The organism is Roseomonas mucosa ATCC BAA-692, from assembly GCF_000622225.1.
In the GTDB taxonomy this organism is placed as follows: domain Bacteria; phylum Pseudomonadota; class Alphaproteobacteria; order Acetobacterales; family Acetobacteraceae; genus Roseomonas; species Roseomonas mucosa.
Genome location: NZ_JHWD01000004.1, coordinates 318,099 through 334,265 on the forward strand (window position 1 = coordinate 318,099; position 16,167 = coordinate 334,265).

14 protein-coding genes are annotated in these 16,167 nt (G+C 73.9%); 12 read left to right on the top strand and 2 right to left on the bottom strand.

The annotated features are described in order from the left end of the window. The first annotated feature begins 4 nt into the window (after positions 1–4). The 8 genes from cydB (at position 5) to BT98_RS23715 (ending at position 9,319) form a co-directional block, all read left to right on the top strand. The gene (gene cydB / locus BT98_RS0108285; protein ID WP_019461623.1) at positions 5–1,039 is read left to right on the top strand and encodes a cytochrome d ubiquinol oxidase subunit II; all 1,035 of its coding nucleotides are present in this window, start codon (positions 5–7) and stop codon (positions 1,037–1,039) included. Then, positions 1,023–1,178, top strand: a complete 156-nt coding sequence (locus BT98_RS0108290; protein WP_237719381.1) for a DUF2474 family protein — start codon at positions 1,023–1,025, stop codon at positions 1,176–1,178. The genes cydB and BT98_RS0108290 overlap by 17 nt, the downstream gene beginning before the upstream one ends. Before the next feature lie 147 nt (positions 1,179–1,325). Further along, positions 1,326–2,468, top strand: coding sequence for an FAD-dependent oxidoreductase (locus BT98_RS23700; protein WP_019461625.1), 1,143 nt, complete (start codon positions 1,326–1,328; stop codon positions 2,466–2,468). Positions 2,469–2,651: 183 nt separating this feature from the next. Next, entirely contained in the window at positions 2,652–4,232 is a 1,581-nt protein-coding gene (crtI, locus tag BT98_RS23705) for a phytoene desaturase family protein (RefSeq protein ID WP_037250205.1), read from the top strand. 14 nt (positions 4,233–4,246) lie between these two features. Further along, complete coding sequence (locus BT98_RS23710) at positions 4,247–5,830, top strand: phytoene desaturase family protein (RefSeq protein WP_019461627.1); 1,584 nt, start codon at positions 4,247–4,249, stop codon at positions 5,828–5,830. A gap of 5 nt (positions 5,831–5,835) precedes the next feature. Continuing rightward, the gene (locus BT98_RS0108310; RefSeq protein ID WP_019461628.1) at positions 5,836–6,636 is read left to right on the top strand and encodes a lysophospholipid acyltransferase family protein; all 801 of its coding nucleotides are present in this window, start codon (positions 5,836–5,838) and stop codon (positions 6,634–6,636) included. Further along, positions 6,633–7,760, top strand: a complete 1,128-nt coding sequence (locus BT98_RS28400) for a glycosyltransferase family 2 protein (RefSeq protein ID WP_019461629.1) — start codon at positions 6,633–6,635, stop codon at positions 7,758–7,760. The genes BT98_RS0108310 and BT98_RS28400 overlap by 4 nt, the downstream gene beginning before the upstream one ends. Before the next feature lie 77 nt (positions 7,761–7,837). Then, positions 7,838–9,319, top strand: coding sequence for an aldehyde dehydrogenase family protein (locus tag BT98_RS23715; protein WP_081798556.1), 1,482 nt, complete (start codon positions 7,838–7,840; stop codon positions 9,317–9,319). A gap of 33 nt (positions 9,320–9,352) precedes the next feature. Here the strand turns inward: BT98_RS23715 and BT98_RS23720 are convergent, their stop codons facing one another. Both BT98_RS23720 and BT98_RS0108330 read right to left on the bottom strand, forming a co-directional pair. Further along, positions 9,353–10,081: a hypothetical protein gene (locus BT98_RS23720; protein WP_139323567.1), complete on the bottom strand. Its 729-nt coding sequence runs from the start codon at positions 10,079–10,081 to the stop codon at positions 9,353–9,355. A gap of 188 nt (positions 10,082–10,269) precedes the next feature. Next, positions 10,270–12,234, bottom strand: coding sequence for a DEAD/DEAH box helicase (locus tag BT98_RS0108330; protein WP_027297193.1), 1,965 nt, complete (start codon positions 12,232–12,234; stop codon positions 10,270–10,272). A gap of 384 nt (positions 12,235–12,618) precedes the next feature. Between BT98_RS0108330 and BT98_RS0108340 the strand changes: the two genes are divergently transcribed. The 4 genes from BT98_RS0108340 to BT98_RS0108355 all read left to right on the top strand — a co-directional run bounded on the left by BT98_RS0108340 (position 12,619) and on the right by BT98_RS0108355 (position 16,038). Further along, positions 12,619–13,428 (top strand): MBL fold metallo-hydrolase, encoded by an 810-nt coding sequence (locus tag BT98_RS0108340; protein WP_019461634.1) that lies wholly within the window; start codon positions 12,619–12,621, stop codon positions 13,426–13,428. Positions 13,429–13,474: 46 nt separating this feature from the next. Further along, positions 13,475–14,596, top strand: a complete 1,122-nt coding sequence (locus tag BT98_RS0108345) for an anhydro-N-acetylmuramic acid kinase (RefSeq protein ID WP_019461635.1) — start codon at positions 13,475–13,477, stop codon at positions 14,594–14,596. Positions 14,597–14,719: 123 nt separating this feature from the next. After that, entirely contained in the window at positions 14,720–15,718 is a 999-nt protein-coding gene (locus tag BT98_RS0108350; RefSeq protein ID WP_037250210.1) for a DnaJ C-terminal domain-containing protein, read from the top strand. Next, positions 15,715–16,038, top strand: a complete 324-nt coding sequence (locus BT98_RS0108355) for a chaperone modulator CbpM (protein WP_019461637.1) — start codon at positions 15,715–15,717, stop codon at positions 16,036–16,038. The genes BT98_RS0108350 and BT98_RS0108355 overlap by 4 nt, the downstream gene beginning before the upstream one ends. The last annotated feature ends 129 nt before the right edge of the window (positions 16,039–16,167 follow it).

The window sequence follows — 16,167 nt, forward strand, 5'->3', positions numbered from 1 at the left end:
CGCGATGCTCGACCCCCATGTCCTGGCCTTCATCTGGGCCTTCCTCATCGCCGTCGCGGTCTTCGTCTATGTCTGCCTCGACGGCTTCGACCTCGGCGTCGGCATCCTCTTTCCGGTCATGCCGGACAAGGAGGACCGGGACGTGGCGGTGAACAGCATCGCCCCGGTCTGGGACGGCAACGAGACCTGGCTGGTGCTGGGCGGCGTCGGGCTGATGCCGGCCTTCCCGCTCGCCTTCTCCATCATCCTTCCGGCGCTCTACATGCCCGTCATCCTGATGCTGCTGGCTTTGGTCTTCCGGGGCGTCTCCTTCGAGATGCGCTTCCGCGCCGCCAACGAGACGCAGCAGAAATGGTGGGACCGCGCCTTCTCCTGGGGCTCCTACGTCGCCGCCTTCTGCCAGGGCATCGCGCTGGGCGCCTTCGTGCAGGGCATTCCGGTCGCGAACAACGCCTATGCCGGCGGCTGGTGGGACTGGCTGACCGCCTTCTCCCTCTTCACCGGCCTGGCGCTCGTCACCGGCTACGGGGTGCTCGGTGCCTGCTGGCTGCTGTGGAAGACCGAGGGCGCGCTGCATGACCGCGCCCGGCGGCAGGCCGGCAGCATGATGGCGGTGCTGCTGTTCTTCATCCTCGTGGTGTCGGTCACCATGCCCTTCCTCCAACCCGCCTTCGCGGCGCGCTGGCTGAGCTTCCCGAACATCGTCCTCGCCGCCCCGGTGCCGGTGATCGTGCTGGTGCTGGCCTGGCTGTATTTCCGCGCGGTGCGGGATGCGGACCAGCACGGGCTCTGGGCGGATGCGAAGCCCTTCGTGCTGGCGCTGGGGATCTTCCTGATCACCTATGTCGGCTTCGGCATCAGCATGTACCCGCATATCGTGCCGCCCTCGATCACCATCTGGGAGGCGGCGGCCCCGGCCTCCTCGCAGATCTTCCTGCTGGTCGGCGCCGTGGTGCTGCTGCCGATCATCCTGGGCTACACGGGCTATGTGTACTGGCTGTTCCGCGGCAAGGTGCGGGCCGGTGCCGGCTATCACTGACGGGCGCGGCGCCATGCGGGACCCCACGCCGCCGGGCAGCCGCTGGCGTCGCCTCGGCTGGTTCGTGCTGCTCTGGCTCGGCGGCGTCGTGGCGGTGGGCGCCGTGGCCTTCCTGCTCCGCAGCCTGCTGCATCCCTGAGCACCGCCCCGCGCCGTCCGGGACGATCGCCGCTCCGGATACCGGCGCGGGCGGCTTCCGCCTCATCCCCTCCTGGTCCAGCCTTCCTCGCCCCGGTGCTGATTCGCGCCGGGCAGGGCGGCGTGGCCGGCAGGGGAGCAGCGTGGCATGGCGGGGATCGGAAAGGCGCTGGTGGTCGGCGGCGGCATCATGGGACTCTGCTCCGCCCGGGCACTGCGCCGGGCGGGCTGGGCGGTGGAGGTGCTGGAGCAGGACACCTGCCCCAACCCGCGCGGCTCCTCGGTGGACCATCACCGGCTGATCCGCCACGCCTATGGGGCGGAGAGGGTCTATATGCGCATGGTGGACCGCGCCCACCGGGCCTGGGACAGCCTCTTCGCCGCGATCGGCGAGACGCCCTACATCCCCACCGGCACGCTGATGCTGGCGGATGCGCGCGACAGCTGGCTGGCCGCCAGCCGCGCCACCCTGGGACCGGAGGGCCACCGGATGGAGGAGATCCCGCCCGCCGCCCTCACCGCCCGCTTCCCCATGCTCGATCCGGCCGGACTCGCCGAGGCGGCCTTCCTGCCCACCGGCGGCGTGCTGCTGGCGGAACGCATCGTGGCGGGCCTCGCGCGCCACCTGGAGGCCTCCGGCGTCACGCTGCGCCGGGCGCGGGTGGAGGCGGTGGACCCGGAACGGGGCCAGGCGCGGCTCGCGGACGGCACGGTGGCGGGCGCCGACCTGCTGGTGCTGGCCGCCGGCCCCTGGACCGCCAGGCTGTTGCCGGAACTGGCCCCGCGCGCCACGCCCTCGCGCCAGATCGTGGTCTTCCTGGAACCGCCCGCCGCCCACCGCGCCGCCTGGGAGGCCGGGCCGATGGTGCTGGACCTCTCGCCCAGCGGCGGCTTCTACGCCGTGCCGCCGGTGGCCGGCACGCCGCTGAAGATCGGCGACCACCGCTTCTCGCTGCGCGGCGATCCCGACGACCCGCGCGAGGCCAGCCCGGCCGAGGCGGAGGAGATCCTCGCCCTCGCCCGGCCGCGCCTGCGCGATGCCGGGGGCTACCGGGTGCTGGGCGCCCGCGCCTGCTACTACGAGGTCGCGCCGGAGGAACGCATCGCCCTGGCCCGGCCGGGGGAGCGCTGCCTCGCGCTCTGCGGCACCTCCGGCCACGGCTTCAAGTTCGGCCCGGTCCTGGGCGACGCCCTGGCCGCCGCGGCCGCCACGCCGGAACACCTTCCCGTCCTCGCCGCCTGGGTCGCCGGGCAGGCCGAACCCCCGCCGGACCTGCTTCCCGGCGGCTGATCCGGATGGCGGCCCCTCCTGCCGCCTGCCGCCCCCCGTCCCCGGGGACAAGGCGCCGGAACAGGTCACGAAAACCGGAGCATGGCCCACCCCGTGACGATGCGGGTCTTGCGGCGCGGCGGTTCGCACGAACATGGACGGTTCGCCACCCGTTCCCTGCCTGACCGGATCCAGCACCACACGATGAATGCTCCTCTCTATGCTCCCTCGATCCGGTCCGACCGCCCGCAGGCGGTGGTCATCGGGGCCGGGCCGGGCGGCCTTGCCGCCGCGATGCTCCTGGCCGCGCGGGGTGTGCGCGTCACCGTCCTGGAGAAGGACGGCGTGGTCGGCGGCCGCAACCGGCGGCTGGAGGCCCCGGGCGGCTACCGCTTCGACCTGGGGCCGACCTTCTTCCTCTACCCGCGCATCCTGGAGGAGATCTTCCGCGACTGCGGCGCCGAGCTGCGCGAGGAGGTGGAGCTCCTGCGCCTCGACCCGCAGTACCGGCTGCTGTTCGAGCAGGGCGATGGCGGCGTCACGCTCGACGCGACCTCCGACCTCGGGCGGATGGAGGCGGAGATCGCGAAGCTCGACCCGCACGACGCGGGTAACCTCGGCCGCTTCCTGGCCGACAACCGCGCCAAGCTGAAGAGCTTCCGCCCGGTGCTGGAACGCGCCTTCACCCGCGCCACGGACATGATGGCGCCGGACCTGCTGCGCGCCCTGCCGCACTTGCGCCCGGCGAAATCGGTGGACGGGGACATGCGGCGCTTCTTCCGCGACCCGCGCACGCGCCTCGCCTTCTCCTTCCAGACCAAGTACCTCGGGATGAGTCCCTATCGCTGCCCGAGCCTCTTCACCATCCTGAGCTTCCTGGAATACGAGCACGGCGTCTTCCACCCACGCGGCGGCTGCGGCGCGGTGGCGCTGGCCATGGCGCGCGTGGCGGAGCGCCTGGGTGCGGAGATCCGCCTGGACAGCCCGGTGGACCGCATCCGCTTCGAGGGCCGGCGCGCGCGCGGGGTGGACAGCGGCGGCCGCAGCTTCGACGCCGACGCGGTGGTGATGAACGCGGATTTCGCCCATGCCGCGCCGCGCCTGATCCCCGACCATCTCCGCCGCCGCTGGCCGGACCGCAAGATCGAGGCGGCGCGGTACTCCTGCTCCACCTTCATGCTCTATCTCGGCGTGGAGGGGAGTTTCCCGCAGCTCGCGCACCATAGCATCCTGCTGGCCGAGGACTACGAGCGGAACCTGCGCGAGGTCGGCGAGGGCACGCTGCCGCAGACGCCTTCGGTCTACCTGCAACATGCCGGCGCCACGGAGGACGGCATGGCCCCGCCCGGCCACAGCGCGCTCTACCTTCTTGTCCCCGTGCCCAACCTGCGGGAGGGCAATGCCCGCGGCCTGGACTGGGCGCAGGCGGCCCGCCACTACCGGGAGCTGGCCCTGGACCGCGTGCGCAAGCTCGGCATCGGCGACCTGCGGCCGCGCATCCGGTACGAGCGCATGGTGACGCCGCAGGACTGGCGGGACGAGTTCTCCGTGGGCTTCGGCGCGACCTTCAACCTCGCGCACGACCTGCGGCAGATGCTGGCCTTCCGCCCCGGCAACCGCTTCAATGACGTGCAGGGCGTCTATCTCGTCGGCGGCGGCACGCATCCGGGCTCCGGCCTGCCGGTGATCTACGAAGGGGCGCGCATCAGCGCCGATCTCTGTTTGCGCGACCTGGGCCTGCACGGCGTGGATACGCGGATGCCCGGCGCGGCGGTGGAAGCCTGAGGGGGAGGGGAACGATGGCACGGGTGGTGGTGATCGGCTCCGGCCTGGGCGGCCTCGCGGCGGCGGCGGTGGCGCAGGCGCGCGGGCACGAGGTGACGCTCTTCGACAAGAACCCCTGGCTCGGCGGCAAGGCGGCGGTGCTCGACCTGGAGGCGCCGGACGGCTCCGGCCGCTTCCGCTTCGACATGGGGCCGACCATCCTGACCGTGCCGCGCGTGCTGCGCCGGATCTTCGCCGAGGCCGGGCGCGACCAGGCGCGCGACCTGCCGCTGATCCGCCTCGACCCGCAATGGCGCTGCTTCTTCGCGGACGGCACGCGCATCGACCTGCGGGAGGACGTGCCCGCCATGGCCCGCGCCATGGAGGATTTCGCGCCGGGCCGCGATCTCGGCCCTGGCTACGAGAAGTTCCAGAAGCTGGCGCGCCACCTGCACGGCGTGTCGGAGAAGTTCTTCTTCTGGAAGCCGGTCGAGGACCTCTTCGACACGATCGACTGGAAGAGCAACATGCAGCCCGGCACGATGAAGGACGTGCTGAGCCTGCGCATGGGCCAGAACGTCGCGAAGGTCATCCGCAACCATGTGCCGGACGAGCGCCTGGCGCAGATGCTGGACCACTACTGCCAGTATGTCGGCTCGAATCCCTACAAGGCGCCGGCGGTGCTCTGCTCGATCGGCGACATGCAGGCGAGCGAGGGCGTCTGGTATCCCGTCGGCGGCACGCGCGCCGTGGCGGAGGGGCTGGCGAAGCTGGCGGGCGACCTCGGCGCCGATCTGCGCCCGGGCGTGGAGGTCACCGGCTTCGATATCCAGGACGGAGCCGTGAAGGGCGTGGTCGCGGGCGGCGAGCGGATCGCCTGCGACGCGGTGATCTCCAACATGGATGCCATCCGCACCTACAAGGAGCTGGTGGGCGGCGAGACCGGCCGGAAATACGCCCGCAAGGGCTTCGAGCCCGCCTGTTCCGGCGTGGTGCTCTACCTGGGCCTGAGGAAGCGCTACGAGCACCTTGCCCACCACGACTTCGTCTTCTCCGGCGATGCGGAGGAGGAGTTCGACAGCATCTACCGCAAGGGCGAGCCTGCCCCGGACCCGACCGCCTATCTCGCCGCGCCCTCCGCCAGCGATCCCTCCGTGGCGCCGGAAGGCGGCGAGGCGCTCTACGTCCTTGTCCACACCCCCTATCTGCGCCCGCACCACGACTGGCCGCGGATGCTGCCCGCCTACCGGCAGACCATCCTCGACAAGCTGAAGCGCAGCGCCGGGCTGGAGGATATCGAGGAGCGCATCGTGGTGGAGCGCGCCCTGACGCCGCAGGACATCCACGACCGCTACAAGGTGCTGAACGGCGCCATCTACGGCCTCGCCTCGCACGGCACCTTCCTCGGCGCCTTCAAGCCGGGCAACCGCTCGCGCAGCGTGAAAGGGCTCTACCTCGCCGGCGGCGCGGCGCATCCGGGGCCCGGCATGCCGATGGTGATGATGTCCGGCTGGATCGCGGCGGATGCGCTGGACCGCGACCTCGGCGGGCGCGGCATGGGCGCCGCGGCGGAACGGGCCGGGCTGCGGGAGGCCGACATGCCGCAGGCGGCCGAGTAGCCGCCATGCCAGACGCCCCCGGCACGACGGAAGACCCGCTTGCGCTCTACGACGCGCGCTGGCACGGCTTCTTCCGCCGGGCCTTCACGCGCTTCGGCCGCCGCCACATGCGGGCGCTGCGCCTCGCCCGCTGGGGGCAGCCCGATCCCGGCCCGCCCGGCACGCCGCTGGTGGTCTTCGCCAACCATCCCTCCTGGTGGGACGGCGTGGCCTTCATGCTGCTCTCCACCGTGCTGCTCCCCCGGCAGCGCACCTTCATCCCGATGGAGGCGGAGGCCCTGTCCCGCTACCGCTTCATGCGGCGGCTGGGCGTCTTCGGCGTGGAAGGCGGCACGCCGCGCGGCGCGGCGGCCTTTCTGCGCACCGCGCGGCGGGTGCTGGCCGTGCCGGACCATGCCTTGTGGATCAACGCGCCCGGCCGCTTCCAGGATGTGCGGGAACGGCCCGTGGGCCTCGTGCCGGGCCTGCTGCGCCTGCCGGAACTCGCCCCCGCCGCGCGCTTCCTGCCGCTGGCGCTGGAATACCCCTTCTGGACGGAGCGCAAGCCCGAGATGCTGGCGGGTTTCGGCCCACCCATTCCCGGCGCCGAGCTGGCGGCGCTGACGCGCGAAGAGCGCGCGGAGCGGCTGCGCGCGGCGCTGACCGCCACCATGGACCGGCTGGCCGCGGATGCCATGTCGCGCGACGCGGACCGCTTCGCCACCCTGCTGCAAGGGCGGGAAGGGATGGGCGGCGCCTATGACCTGTGGCGCCGCCTGCGCGCCCTGGCCGGCGGGCAGGGCTTCGACGCCCGGCACGCCCGATGAGCCTGTCCTTCGTCCTGCAGATCGTGGCGCTGGCCCTGGTGCTTTTCCCGGTGGGAATGGCCCTGCTCAACGCCATCCTGCTGCCGCGCCCGAAGGCGCCGGACCGTGGCGGGGCACTGGCGGGCGACCTGGTCTCGATCCTCATCCCCGCCCGCGACGAGGCCGCCCATATCGCCGCCTGCGCCGAAGCCGCCCTGGCCTCCACCGGCATCGGGGTGGAGGTGCTGGTGATGGATGACGGCTCCCGCGACGGCACCGCCGCCATCGTGGAGGCGCTGGCGGCGCATGATCCGCGTCTGCGCCTGCTGAGCGCCCCGCCCCTGCCGCCCGGCTGGACCGGCAAGGTCCATGCCTGCGCCCGGCTGGCGGAAGCGGCACGCGGCGGGCACCTGCTCTTCATCGATGCCGATGTGCGCCTCGCCCCCCAGGCCGCCGTTGCCCTGGCCGCCCATGCGCGCCGGCACCGGCTGGCCCTGGCGAGCGGCGTGCCCCGGCAGGAGATCGGCACGCTGGGCGAGGCGCTGACGGTGCCGGCGATCAACCTGCTGATGCTGGGCTACCTGCCCGGCGCCGGGCGCGCCTTCACCCGCCACCCGGCCCTGGCCGCCGCCTGCGGGCAGCTGATCCTGGTGGAAGCCGGCGCCTATCGCGCCAGCGGCGGCCATGCCGCGCTGCATGGCGTGTTGCATGATGGCCTGGCCCTCGCCCGCCGCCTGCGCGCCGCCGGCCACCGGACGGAGGTGGTGGCCGGCGCGCATCTCGCCACCTGCCGCATGTACCGGGGCTTCCGCGAAAGCTGGAACGGCTTCCTCAAGAACGCCCGCGAAGGCATGGCGACGCCGCTCGGCCTGCCGGTCTGGACGGTCGTGCTCTTCGGCGGCCATGTCCTGCCCTGGCTGCTGCTGCCCGCCCCGCTGGCCGCGCTGGCGCTGCTGCTGGGCTATGCCCTGCGCGGCCTGATCACCTGGCTGTCCCGCGAGCCCTCCTGGACCATCCCCCTCCACCCCGCCACCGTGCTGGTCGCCCTGGCGATCCAGTGGACCGCCCTGGTCCGCTCCGCCCTCGGCCACCGCGCCGCCTGGAAAGGCCGCGCCTACTCCGCCGGCGGCGGGGCGTTCGAGTGATCGGACCGGGTGCTCCGGGAAGGGCTCTGCCTTCCCCGGACCCCACCCGCCCAGGGACGTTAGTCCCTGGGGGCCCTATGGGCGCTCCGCGAGGAGGAGGGGCAGGACACCGGTCGCCAGACGGTGCAACGGCGGAACCATCCCCCTCCTCGCGGGGCGCTCATGACGGGGTCTCGGGGGGATACTATCCCCCTGAGCGGCCCCTCCTTCAGCAAAGGGTCCGGGAAGCAGAGCCTCCCGGTTCCCAGGCCCGATCCCCCGAAGCCTCCCCCGCCGCGGTGCTGGCGGCGTTGCGGGCCGCCGGGCCGGCACCGCGGATCGCGGAGCGGCGCAGGCTGCTGGCGGCGCTGGCGGCGGAGCTGGCGCGGCGGTCGGAGGCGATCGTGGCGGCGGCGGATGCCGATTTCGGCGGGCGCGCGGCGGAGGACACGCTGCTGGGCGACGTGCTGGTGACGGTGCAGGCGGCGCGGCGGGCACGGCGCTGGCTGCGCTGGTGGGCGCGGCCCCGCCCGGTGCTGGCCCCCCTGCCCTTCCAGCCCTGCCTGGCCTGGACGGAGCCGGTGCCCAAGGGGGTGGTCGGGGTGATGGCGCCCTGGAACTACCCGATCCAGATCGCCCTCTGGCCGGCGCTGGAGGCTGTGGCGGCGGGCAACCGCGTGGCCATCAAGCCCAGCGAGCACACGCCCCGCTGCGCCGCGCTGCTGGAGGAGATCGTCGCCCGCGCCTGGGGCCCCGGCATCGCCCGGGTGGTGCAGGGCAATGCGGCGGTGGCGGCGGATTTCGCGGCGCAGCCCTGGGACCACCTGGTCTTCACCGGCGGCACGGAAACCGGGCGCAAGGTGGCCGGGGCCGCGGCGCCGAACCTCACGCCGCTGACCCTGGAGCTCGGCGGGCAATGCGCCGCCCTGGTCCTGCCGGGGGCGAGGCTGGACCGTGCCGCCCGCGCCATCCTGGCCGCCAAGGCGCTGAATGCCGGACAGACCTGCGTGGCCCCCGACACGGTGCTGCTGGTGGGCCATTCCCGTGATGCCTTCGCCGGGGCTGCCCGGGCCACCGGCATCGTTCCGGAAAGCCGGGTCGCGCCCTGGCAGGCGGCACGACAGGCGCGCCTGTCGTCCGGCAGCGAGGCCCTGGCGGAAGGACCGGCGGGGCCGCCGCTGCGCCTCGGCGGCGATTCGGGCGAGGAACGCTTCGGCCCCGTGCTTGGCGTGGTGCAATGTGCGGACCTGGACGCGGCGCTCGGCTGGCTGCGCGCCCGCCCGGCACCGCTGGCCTTGTCCCTCTTTGGTGCCAGCCGGGGCGAGGAAGCGCGGATCGCAGCGGAAAGCCGCGCCGGGGCCATCGCCTGCGGCCGGGCGCTGGACCATGTGGGCTTCCCCAACCTTCCCTTCGGCGGCGTGGGGGGGTCCGGCCATGGGCGCTATCATGGCGTCGCCGGCTTCGCAGAATTCAGCGACTGGCGCGCCCGGGTGCGCCACGGGCCTTTCGCCCTGGCCCGCCTGCTCGATCCGCCGCGCGGCGATTTCGCGCGGAAGCTGGCCCGCCGCCTCCTGCGCTGAGCGGCCCCGGCGCGCGTCCGGAAGGCCGGGGCCTCAGATCCCCAGCGTCGGAAAGCCGGGAAAGAGCGAGCGGGAGCCGGGTGCGGCGGTGGCGGCCGGGGTTTCGGCGCCGCCGGTTGGACCGGGCGTCGCAGGAGGTGACAGAGGCGCGGTCTCCACCGGCGCGGGGGGCGGAGCGGGCGTGCCGGCCGGGGCGCTTCCCGGCGCGGCGGTGCCGCCCGCTGTCCCCGCCGGCGCCGAGGCCGCCGGCTGCTGCCCCGGCGCCGCGTGCCGGGCCGCGGCCGTGCCTCCGGGCTGCTCGGCCACCGTGTAGTCCGGCACCACCCGCGCCTGGCTGCCGGTGATCACCAGCACCTTCTGCCCGAGGGCCAGCGGCACCTTGTCCACCTGGGTGACGGAAAGCAGGTCCCCGTTCGCCTTGCGGACGATGTACTCATAGCCGTCGGTATCCCCGGCTGCGCGCTCCGCCGCCGAGCCGAGCAGCCCGCCGATCAGCCCGCCGCCGATCGCGCCGAAGGCCCCGGCCGTGCTGCCCTGCCCCACCGTCGAGCCGGCGATGCCGCCCGCCGCGGCGCCCGCCGTCGCCCCCGTCGTGCCATCGGCGCGTATGCCGATCGGGCGCACCCCGGCGATGGTGCCCTGCTCCACCTTGTTCGCCTGCTGCACGGCCCGCGTGGCATAGGTGTCGGGCGTGTAGTCGGCACTGCACCCTGCCAGGAGGAGGGCGAGCGGCAGGGCCGCCCGGGACGTGAGCCGCCGCATCGTCAGCATTCCGGCAGGAAGGCCCATGGCATCCGTCGGTCCATCGTGATCGCGCACCGGCCTCCGCCACCCCGCGACACGCCGGGGCCGGGGGGGCCGGAAACGGCCCGCACCGGCCGGGCCGCGACACCGCCCCCGGCCTAGCCGGGGGTTTCCGGGGGCCGAGGTAAAGCCAGCGGCGCCGTGCCTCAAGCCTGTTTGCGGCCGGTCTGCCGCGCGGGCGCCGCGTCCTCCCGCCCCGGCTCCCCCCTTGCCGCCTCACGCACCGGGCGCCGCGTGGCCGGGCGCCCGACCGGCGGGCGCCAGTCCTGTCGCTGCCGCGCCGCCCAGTCGTAGCGGTGGTCGCCCGCCAGCAGATGGAGATGGTCGGACAGCCGGTTCCGCTCCAGCCAGGAGACCGCCGCCTCCAGCTCCGGCAGGGTCATCTCCGCCCGCCCCTTGTTGCCCAGCACGCGCTTCAGCGCGGCGTTGTAGGCGTGGTAGGTGCCCTGGCCGCGTGGCGCGTGCAGCGCGCCCTCGTCCTCCACCACCTGCGCCGCCACAAGCTCGCCGACCCGCGCCCGCAGCCGCCGCTCGGCGACCGAGGGCGCCTCGAACAGCTCCTGCTGCGGCTCGCTGAATTCGGGGCGCCGCTGCGCCAGGTCCGGCCCCGGGCGCAGGGTGGACAGCCGCAGCGCCAGCGCGTTGCTTTCCAGCGGCACGATGCCTTCCCGCTCCCGCGCATCCTCCCGCATCTCCTTCAGCCAGAGCGGCAGCACGCCCGGGCGCGGCGGCTTGGCCGCGCGGGCGCGGGTGCCCTGCTCCTCCTCCATGCGCCAGCGGAACTGGCCGAAGAACGGGTCGTCCGGGTGGAAGACCAGCGCCTGCTGCTCCTCATAGGGCCCGGCCTGGTGATCGACCCGCGTGGCGCGGGCCACCATCTGCTCCAGCCAGGGGCGGGAGCGGATATGCGTCAGCGCCGCCACGACCGCGACCTCGGGCGCGTCCAGCCCCTCATAGGCCATGGCCACCGTCACCAGGATCGAGGGCTCCGGCCGCAGGCGGAAGGCCGCCAGGGTCTCGTGCGCGTCGCGCTCGTCGGAGGTGGCGAGGCGCAGGTTCTCCGCCTGCCGCGCCGGCACCCAGCGCCGCAGCATGTCGAGATAGAGCCGCGCGCAGCTCTGGTCCGGCGCCACCACCAGCAGCTTGCCGAGGCCGCGCGCGCCCTCCCCCGCCACCAGTCCCCGGCCACGGCGCCGCTTCGCGCGCAGGTCGCGCGTCGCGTCGAAGGCATGGCGCAGCAGGGTTTCCGAGAAGCCGGTGCGCAGCGCGGTGAACAGCGCGGGCCGCGTCGTCTCGCCCGGCACGCTGACGGACAGGCGGTGCGGCCCGACCGTGGCCCGTGCCCCGTCCGGCCCGGCGGCATCGAGCCAGGAGGCCTCCCCGTCCAGCGCGCCGAAGGTCACCGGCAGCACGGCGCGCTCGGCCAGGGCCTGGGCGCGGGAATAGCCGACCACCGCCCAGCCCGGCGCGTCGAGATCGACCTCGTGCGTCGCCGCCTTCGCCCCGCGCCGGTAGGGCAGCCACAGGATGCGCCGCCCATCCGCCCGTTCCAGCGTGCCCGACAGCAGCAGCCGCACCCGCGCGCATTCCAGCAGCGGCAGCAGCGCGGCGGACCAGGCGGCGGCCTCGTCCACCGTCTCGCCCTCCCCCCGCGCCCGCCCGCCGGGGTCCAGCTCCGCCAGGGCCGGCAGGTGGTGCACCTCGTCCACCACCAGCAGCGTCCGGTGCCGCTGGAATTCCGCCAGGTGCAGGTCCGGGGCCGCCGCCACGCCCTGGTAGGTGGTCACATAGCCCTGCAGCCCCCGGCAGGGGTCCGGTGCGTTCTCGGCCGCCCGTACGGAAACGCGGTGCCCCAGCGCCTGCCGCCAGAGCGGGTCGGCGAAGGCTTCCTCGGCCTGGAGGCGCAGGCTGTCGCGCGGCACCACCCAGCAGACGCGCTCGACGATCCCGGCCTCGATCAGCTCATGCGCCATCAGCACCGGCAGCAGCGACTTGCCGCCACCCGGCGTCACGGCGGCCAGCAGGTCCCGCGCCTCCGCCCCGCCGGCGATGGCCCGGGCGATGGCTAGGATGCGCCGCTGGTGATCGCGCAGCGGTCGGGCCGGCAGCATCAGCGCCCCGCGATCATGCGCTGGCCATCCTGCGTTCCGTCATGCGTCTGCGGGAAGTTCCTGAGACATTCCATGAACATGCAGGAAGAAATCCACATGTCCACCGATTCCCTGTGGATTCTCTGTGAATGCCGGGGATTATTTGCCGCAGCCGCACAGCAGGGCGGAACCTTTCCTCATCCCGCCAGCCTCCCGGCGGAACACCCCAGGGGGCCACCCTGCCCTTGCGCGACCGGACTTTCCCGCGCCGGAACGCGGCGCTAGCCTTTCCGGCACAGACCAGGGGCGGGAAGGCGGGTCCACGGCGCACCGCCCGGGCCGGTCGCCTCATCCCGGTGCCGCACCGGCCTGCCAGGGACAGCCTGGAAAGGGAGCGAACCGCGGATGATCTTCCTGTGCAAAGCCTGCGGCACCTCCTATCCGCCCGCCCCCACGCCACCGGAGAACTGCCCGGTCTGCCAGGACGAGCGGCAGTTCGTCCCGGCGGAGGGCCAGGCCTGGACCGCGCGGGACGAGTTGGCCCGGACCCACCGCAACGCCTGGCACCGCCACGAGCCCGGCCTGTTCAGCCTGCAGACCGTGCCGGCCTTCGCCATCAACCAGCGCGCCTTCCTGCTCGCCACCCCCGCCGGGAACGTGCTGTGGGACTGCGTCGCCCTGCTCGACCCCGCGACCGAGGCGCTGATCCACGGCCTGGGCGGACTGGGCGCCATCGCGATCTCCCACCCGCACTACTACACGGCCATGCAGGACTGGGCCGCCGCCTTCGAGGCGCCCATCCACCTGCACGCGGCGGACCGCGACTGGATCATGCGCCCCTCCCCCCATATCCGGCTCTGGGAAGGCGGGACGCTGGAAATCGCCCCGACGGCGACCCTGATCCGGGCCGGGGGCCATTTTCCCGGCGGGACGGTGCTGCACTGGACCGGCGCTGCGGACGGCACGGGTGTCCTGCTCGCCGGCGACATCGTGCAGGTGGCGCCCGGCGCCCGGCGCGTCTCCTTCATGTGGAGCTATCCCAACATGATGCCCCTGCCGGCTGCGGAGGTACGGCGCGTCGCGAGCCGGCTTGCGCCCTGGTCCTTCGGGCGCATCCACGGCGCCTTCCAGGGGCAGGACGTGCGGGCGGAGGGCGACGCGATCGTCGCCCGCTCGGCAGCCCGCTATACCGAGCTCCTCGGCGAGATCCCCTAGAAGCTCGCCATCCAGACCCCGCGATCCCAGCCTCCGGAGTGCGCCCATGCCCCGCCATCCCGCCGCCACCGCCATCGGGGTCATCAGCGGCACCTCGGTGGACGGGATCGACGTCGCCGCCATCCGCAGCGACGGCGAATCGCTGGTGGAGCCGGGCGAGGGCCGTACCTATCCCTATGAGCCCGGCCTGCGCACCGCCCTGCTGAGCCTGGCGGCGCAGCCGGAGCGGGTGCTGCGCGACCCGCTCGCGGCGCTGGAACAGGCGGTCACCGGGGCCCATGCGGCGGCGGTGGAGCGTTTCCTGGCCGAGACCGGCCTGCCGCGCGAGGAGGTCGCCGTGGTCGGCCTGCACGGCCAGACCGTGCTGCACCGGCCGGAGGCGCGCTTCACCCGCCAGCTCGTCTTCGGCGATGCCGCCGCCGCGCGCCTGGGCCTGCCGGTGGTGGACCGCTTCCGCGACGCCGATGTCGCGGCGGGCGGCCAGGGGGCGCCGCTGGTGCCGCTCTACCACCGCGCCCTCGTGGCGGGGCTGGGGGAGACGGGGCCGCTCGCCGTGCTGAACCTGGGCGGGGTCGGCAACGTGACCTACCTGGATGGCGAGACGGTGATCGCCTTCGACACCGGCCCGGCCAATGCCATGCTGGACGACTTCCTGTTCCGCCGCACCGGCCGCAGCTTCGACGAGGGCGGGCGGCTGGCACGCAGCGGCCGGGCCGATGCGGGGATCGTGGCGCGCTTCCTGGGGAACCCCTTCTTCGGCCGTCCCGTGCCCAAATCCCTGGACCGCAACGCCTTCGCCGCCACGCTGGACTGGGTGGCGGGCCTGTCCGACGCCGACGGCGCCGCCACCCTGGCCGCCTGCACGGTGGAGGCCCAGGCCGCCGCCCTGTGCCACCTGCCTCGCCCGCCGCGGCGCTGGCTGGTCGCCGGCGGCGGGCGGCATAATGCCGTGCTGATGGACGGGCTGCGCCAGCGCCTCGGCGTGCCGGTCGAGGCGGTGGAGGCGGTTGGCTGGAACGGCGACTTCCTGGAGGCGCAGTGCTTCGGCTTCCTGGCGCTGCGCTCGCTGCGCGGCCTGCCGCTCAGCCTGCCCTCCACCACCGGGGTGCCGGCGCCGATGCCGGGCGGGCGGCACCACCCCGTGCCCGGGCGCCCCCTGCCCGGCTGAACCCGCCGGCGCCGATGCCGGAAAGGGGGCGCCCGCCCCTCCGGGCCGCGGAGGATCCGCATGCCCGCCCTGCATGCGGCTGTGGGGAGACTTCCGGCCGGACCCGGCGTTACCATGGTCGCCATGGCCCAAGACGATCCCTACAGCACGCTCGGTGTCAGCCGCCAGGCCAGCCCGGACGAGATCCGCAAGGCCTTCCGCGCCATCGCCAAGAAGCACCACCCCGACCTCAACCCCGGCGACAAGGTGGCGGAGGAACGCTTCAAGGCGGCCAATGCCGCCCACGACCTGCTCTCCGATCCGGAGAAGCGGGCCCGCTTCGACCGGGGCGAGATCGACGCCACCGGCCAGGAGGTCCCGCCACGCCAGTACTGGCGCGACTATGCCGACGCCCCCGGCGCCGGACGCTACCGCGCCGGTCCCGGCGCCGGTGCGGAGGCCCATGGCGCCACCGGCTACGGCGGCGGGTTCGAGCATGGCGGCTTCGAGGGACAGATCGACCCGGAGGACCTGGGCGACATCTTCGGCCAGTTCTTCCGCCAGCGGGGCGGCGAATCCGCCGGCTCCTCCCGCCCGCGCAAGGGCCAGGACAGCCGCTACCACCTGGAGGTCCCCTTCCTCGACGTGGTGAATGGCGCGACCCAGCGCCTGACCCTGCCGGAAGGCGGCACGCTCGATGTCCGCATCCCGCCGGGGCTGGAGGACGGCCAAGTGCTGCGCCTGCGCGGCAAGGGCCGGCCCGGGCGCGACGGCGGCCCCGACGGCGACGCCCTGATCGAGATCGCGGTGCACCCCCACCCGCTCTACCGGCGCCAGGGCCGCGACCTGGAGATGGATGTCCCCGTCACCTTCGCCGAGGCGATCCTGGGCGGCCGGATCGCGGTGCCGACGCCGCGCGGTGAGGTGACGCTCACCGTGCCGCCACGCTCCGACGCCGGCACCCGCCTGCGGCTGCGCGGGCGCGGCGTGGCCGAGCACGGCGGCCAGCCCGCCGGAGACCTCTACGCCACGCTGCGGATCGTGCTCGGGCCGGTGGACGACCGGGTCGAGGAGTTCCTGCGCGACTGGGCGAAGGACAGGAGCGGCGACGAGGCCCGCCAGGAGATAAGGAGGCAGGCATGATCACCGTCACCACCGTCCTGCAGCGCGTCCATGGCCTGGACGAGCCGACGCTGTGGAGCTGGGTCGCGCAGGATTGGGTGCGCCCGGCCCGGCGTGGCGGCGAGACCCTGTTCGAGGAGATGGACATCGCCCGGCTGCGCCTGATCCTGGAACTGCGCGACGAGATGGAGGTCGGGGAAACGGCGATGCCCGTGGTGCTTTCGCTGCTCGACCAGCTTCACGCCAGCCGCCGCCACATGCGCCGGCTCTGCGAGATGCTGGACGCCGCCGGCCCCGAGGACCGCGTCCGCGACATCCTGGGCCGGCTGGGAGGCCGCTGAGAACCGCGTCCGGGGTTGTGCCGTGGCCAGGGGAAAGGCGGGGTCCGGGGACATACCATGTCCCCGGCGGAGAGGAAGTTCCGGGGCGAGAGGCGACGCCTCTCCCCCGTGACCGACAAGGTGCGACGC

Excerpts from the sequence above, each read along its gene's own strand:
- BT98_RS0108310 (WP_019461628.1), top strand. The coding sequence starts at position 5,836 with ATGCCAGACGCCCCCGGCACGACGGAAGACCCGCTTGCGCTCTACGAC.
- crtI (WP_037250205.1), top strand. The coding sequence starts at position 2,652 with ATGAATGCTCCTCTCTATGCTCCCTCGATCCGGTCCGACCGCCCGCAG.
- cydB (WP_019461623.1), top strand. The coding sequence starts at position 5 with ATGCTCGACCCCCATGTCCTGGCCTTCATCTGGGCCTTCCTCATCGCC.
- BT98_RS0108345 (WP_019461635.1), top strand. The coding sequence starts at position 13,475 with ATGCCCCGCCATCCCGCCGCCACCGCCATCGGGGTCATCAGCGGCACC.
- BT98_RS0108350 (WP_037250210.1), top strand. The coding sequence starts at position 14,720 with ATGGCCCAAGACGATCCCTACAGCACGCTCGGTGTCAGCCGCCAGGCC.
- BT98_RS23720 (WP_139323567.1), bottom strand. The coding sequence starts at position 10,081 with ATGCGGCGGCTCACGTCCCGGGCGGCCCTGCCGCTCGCCCTCCTCCTG.
- BT98_RS23700 (WP_019461625.1), top strand. The coding sequence starts at position 1,326 with ATGGCGGGGATCGGAAAGGCGCTGGTGGTCGGCGGCGGCATCATGGGA.
- BT98_RS23715 (WP_081798556.1), top strand. The coding sequence starts at position 7,838 with ATGGGCGCTCCGCGAGGAGGAGGGGCAGGACACCGGTCGCCAGACGGT.
- BT98_RS0108355 (WP_019461637.1), top strand. The coding sequence starts at position 15,715 with ATGATCACCGTCACCACCGTCCTGCAGCGCGTCCATGGCCTGGACGAG.
- BT98_RS0108330 (WP_027297193.1), bottom strand. The coding sequence starts at position 12,234 with ATGCTGCCGGCCCGACCGCTGCGCGATCACCAGCGGCGCATCCTAGCC.
- BT98_RS23710 (WP_019461627.1), top strand. The coding sequence starts at position 4,247 with ATGGCACGGGTGGTGGTGATCGGCTCCGGCCTGGGCGGCCTCGCGGCG.
- BT98_RS28400 (WP_019461629.1), top strand. The coding sequence starts at position 6,633 with ATGAGCCTGTCCTTCGTCCTGCAGATCGTGGCGCTGGCCCTGGTGCTT.
- BT98_RS0108340 (WP_019461634.1), top strand. The coding sequence starts at position 12,619 with ATGATCTTCCTGTGCAAAGCCTGCGGCACCTCCTATCCGCCCGCCCCC.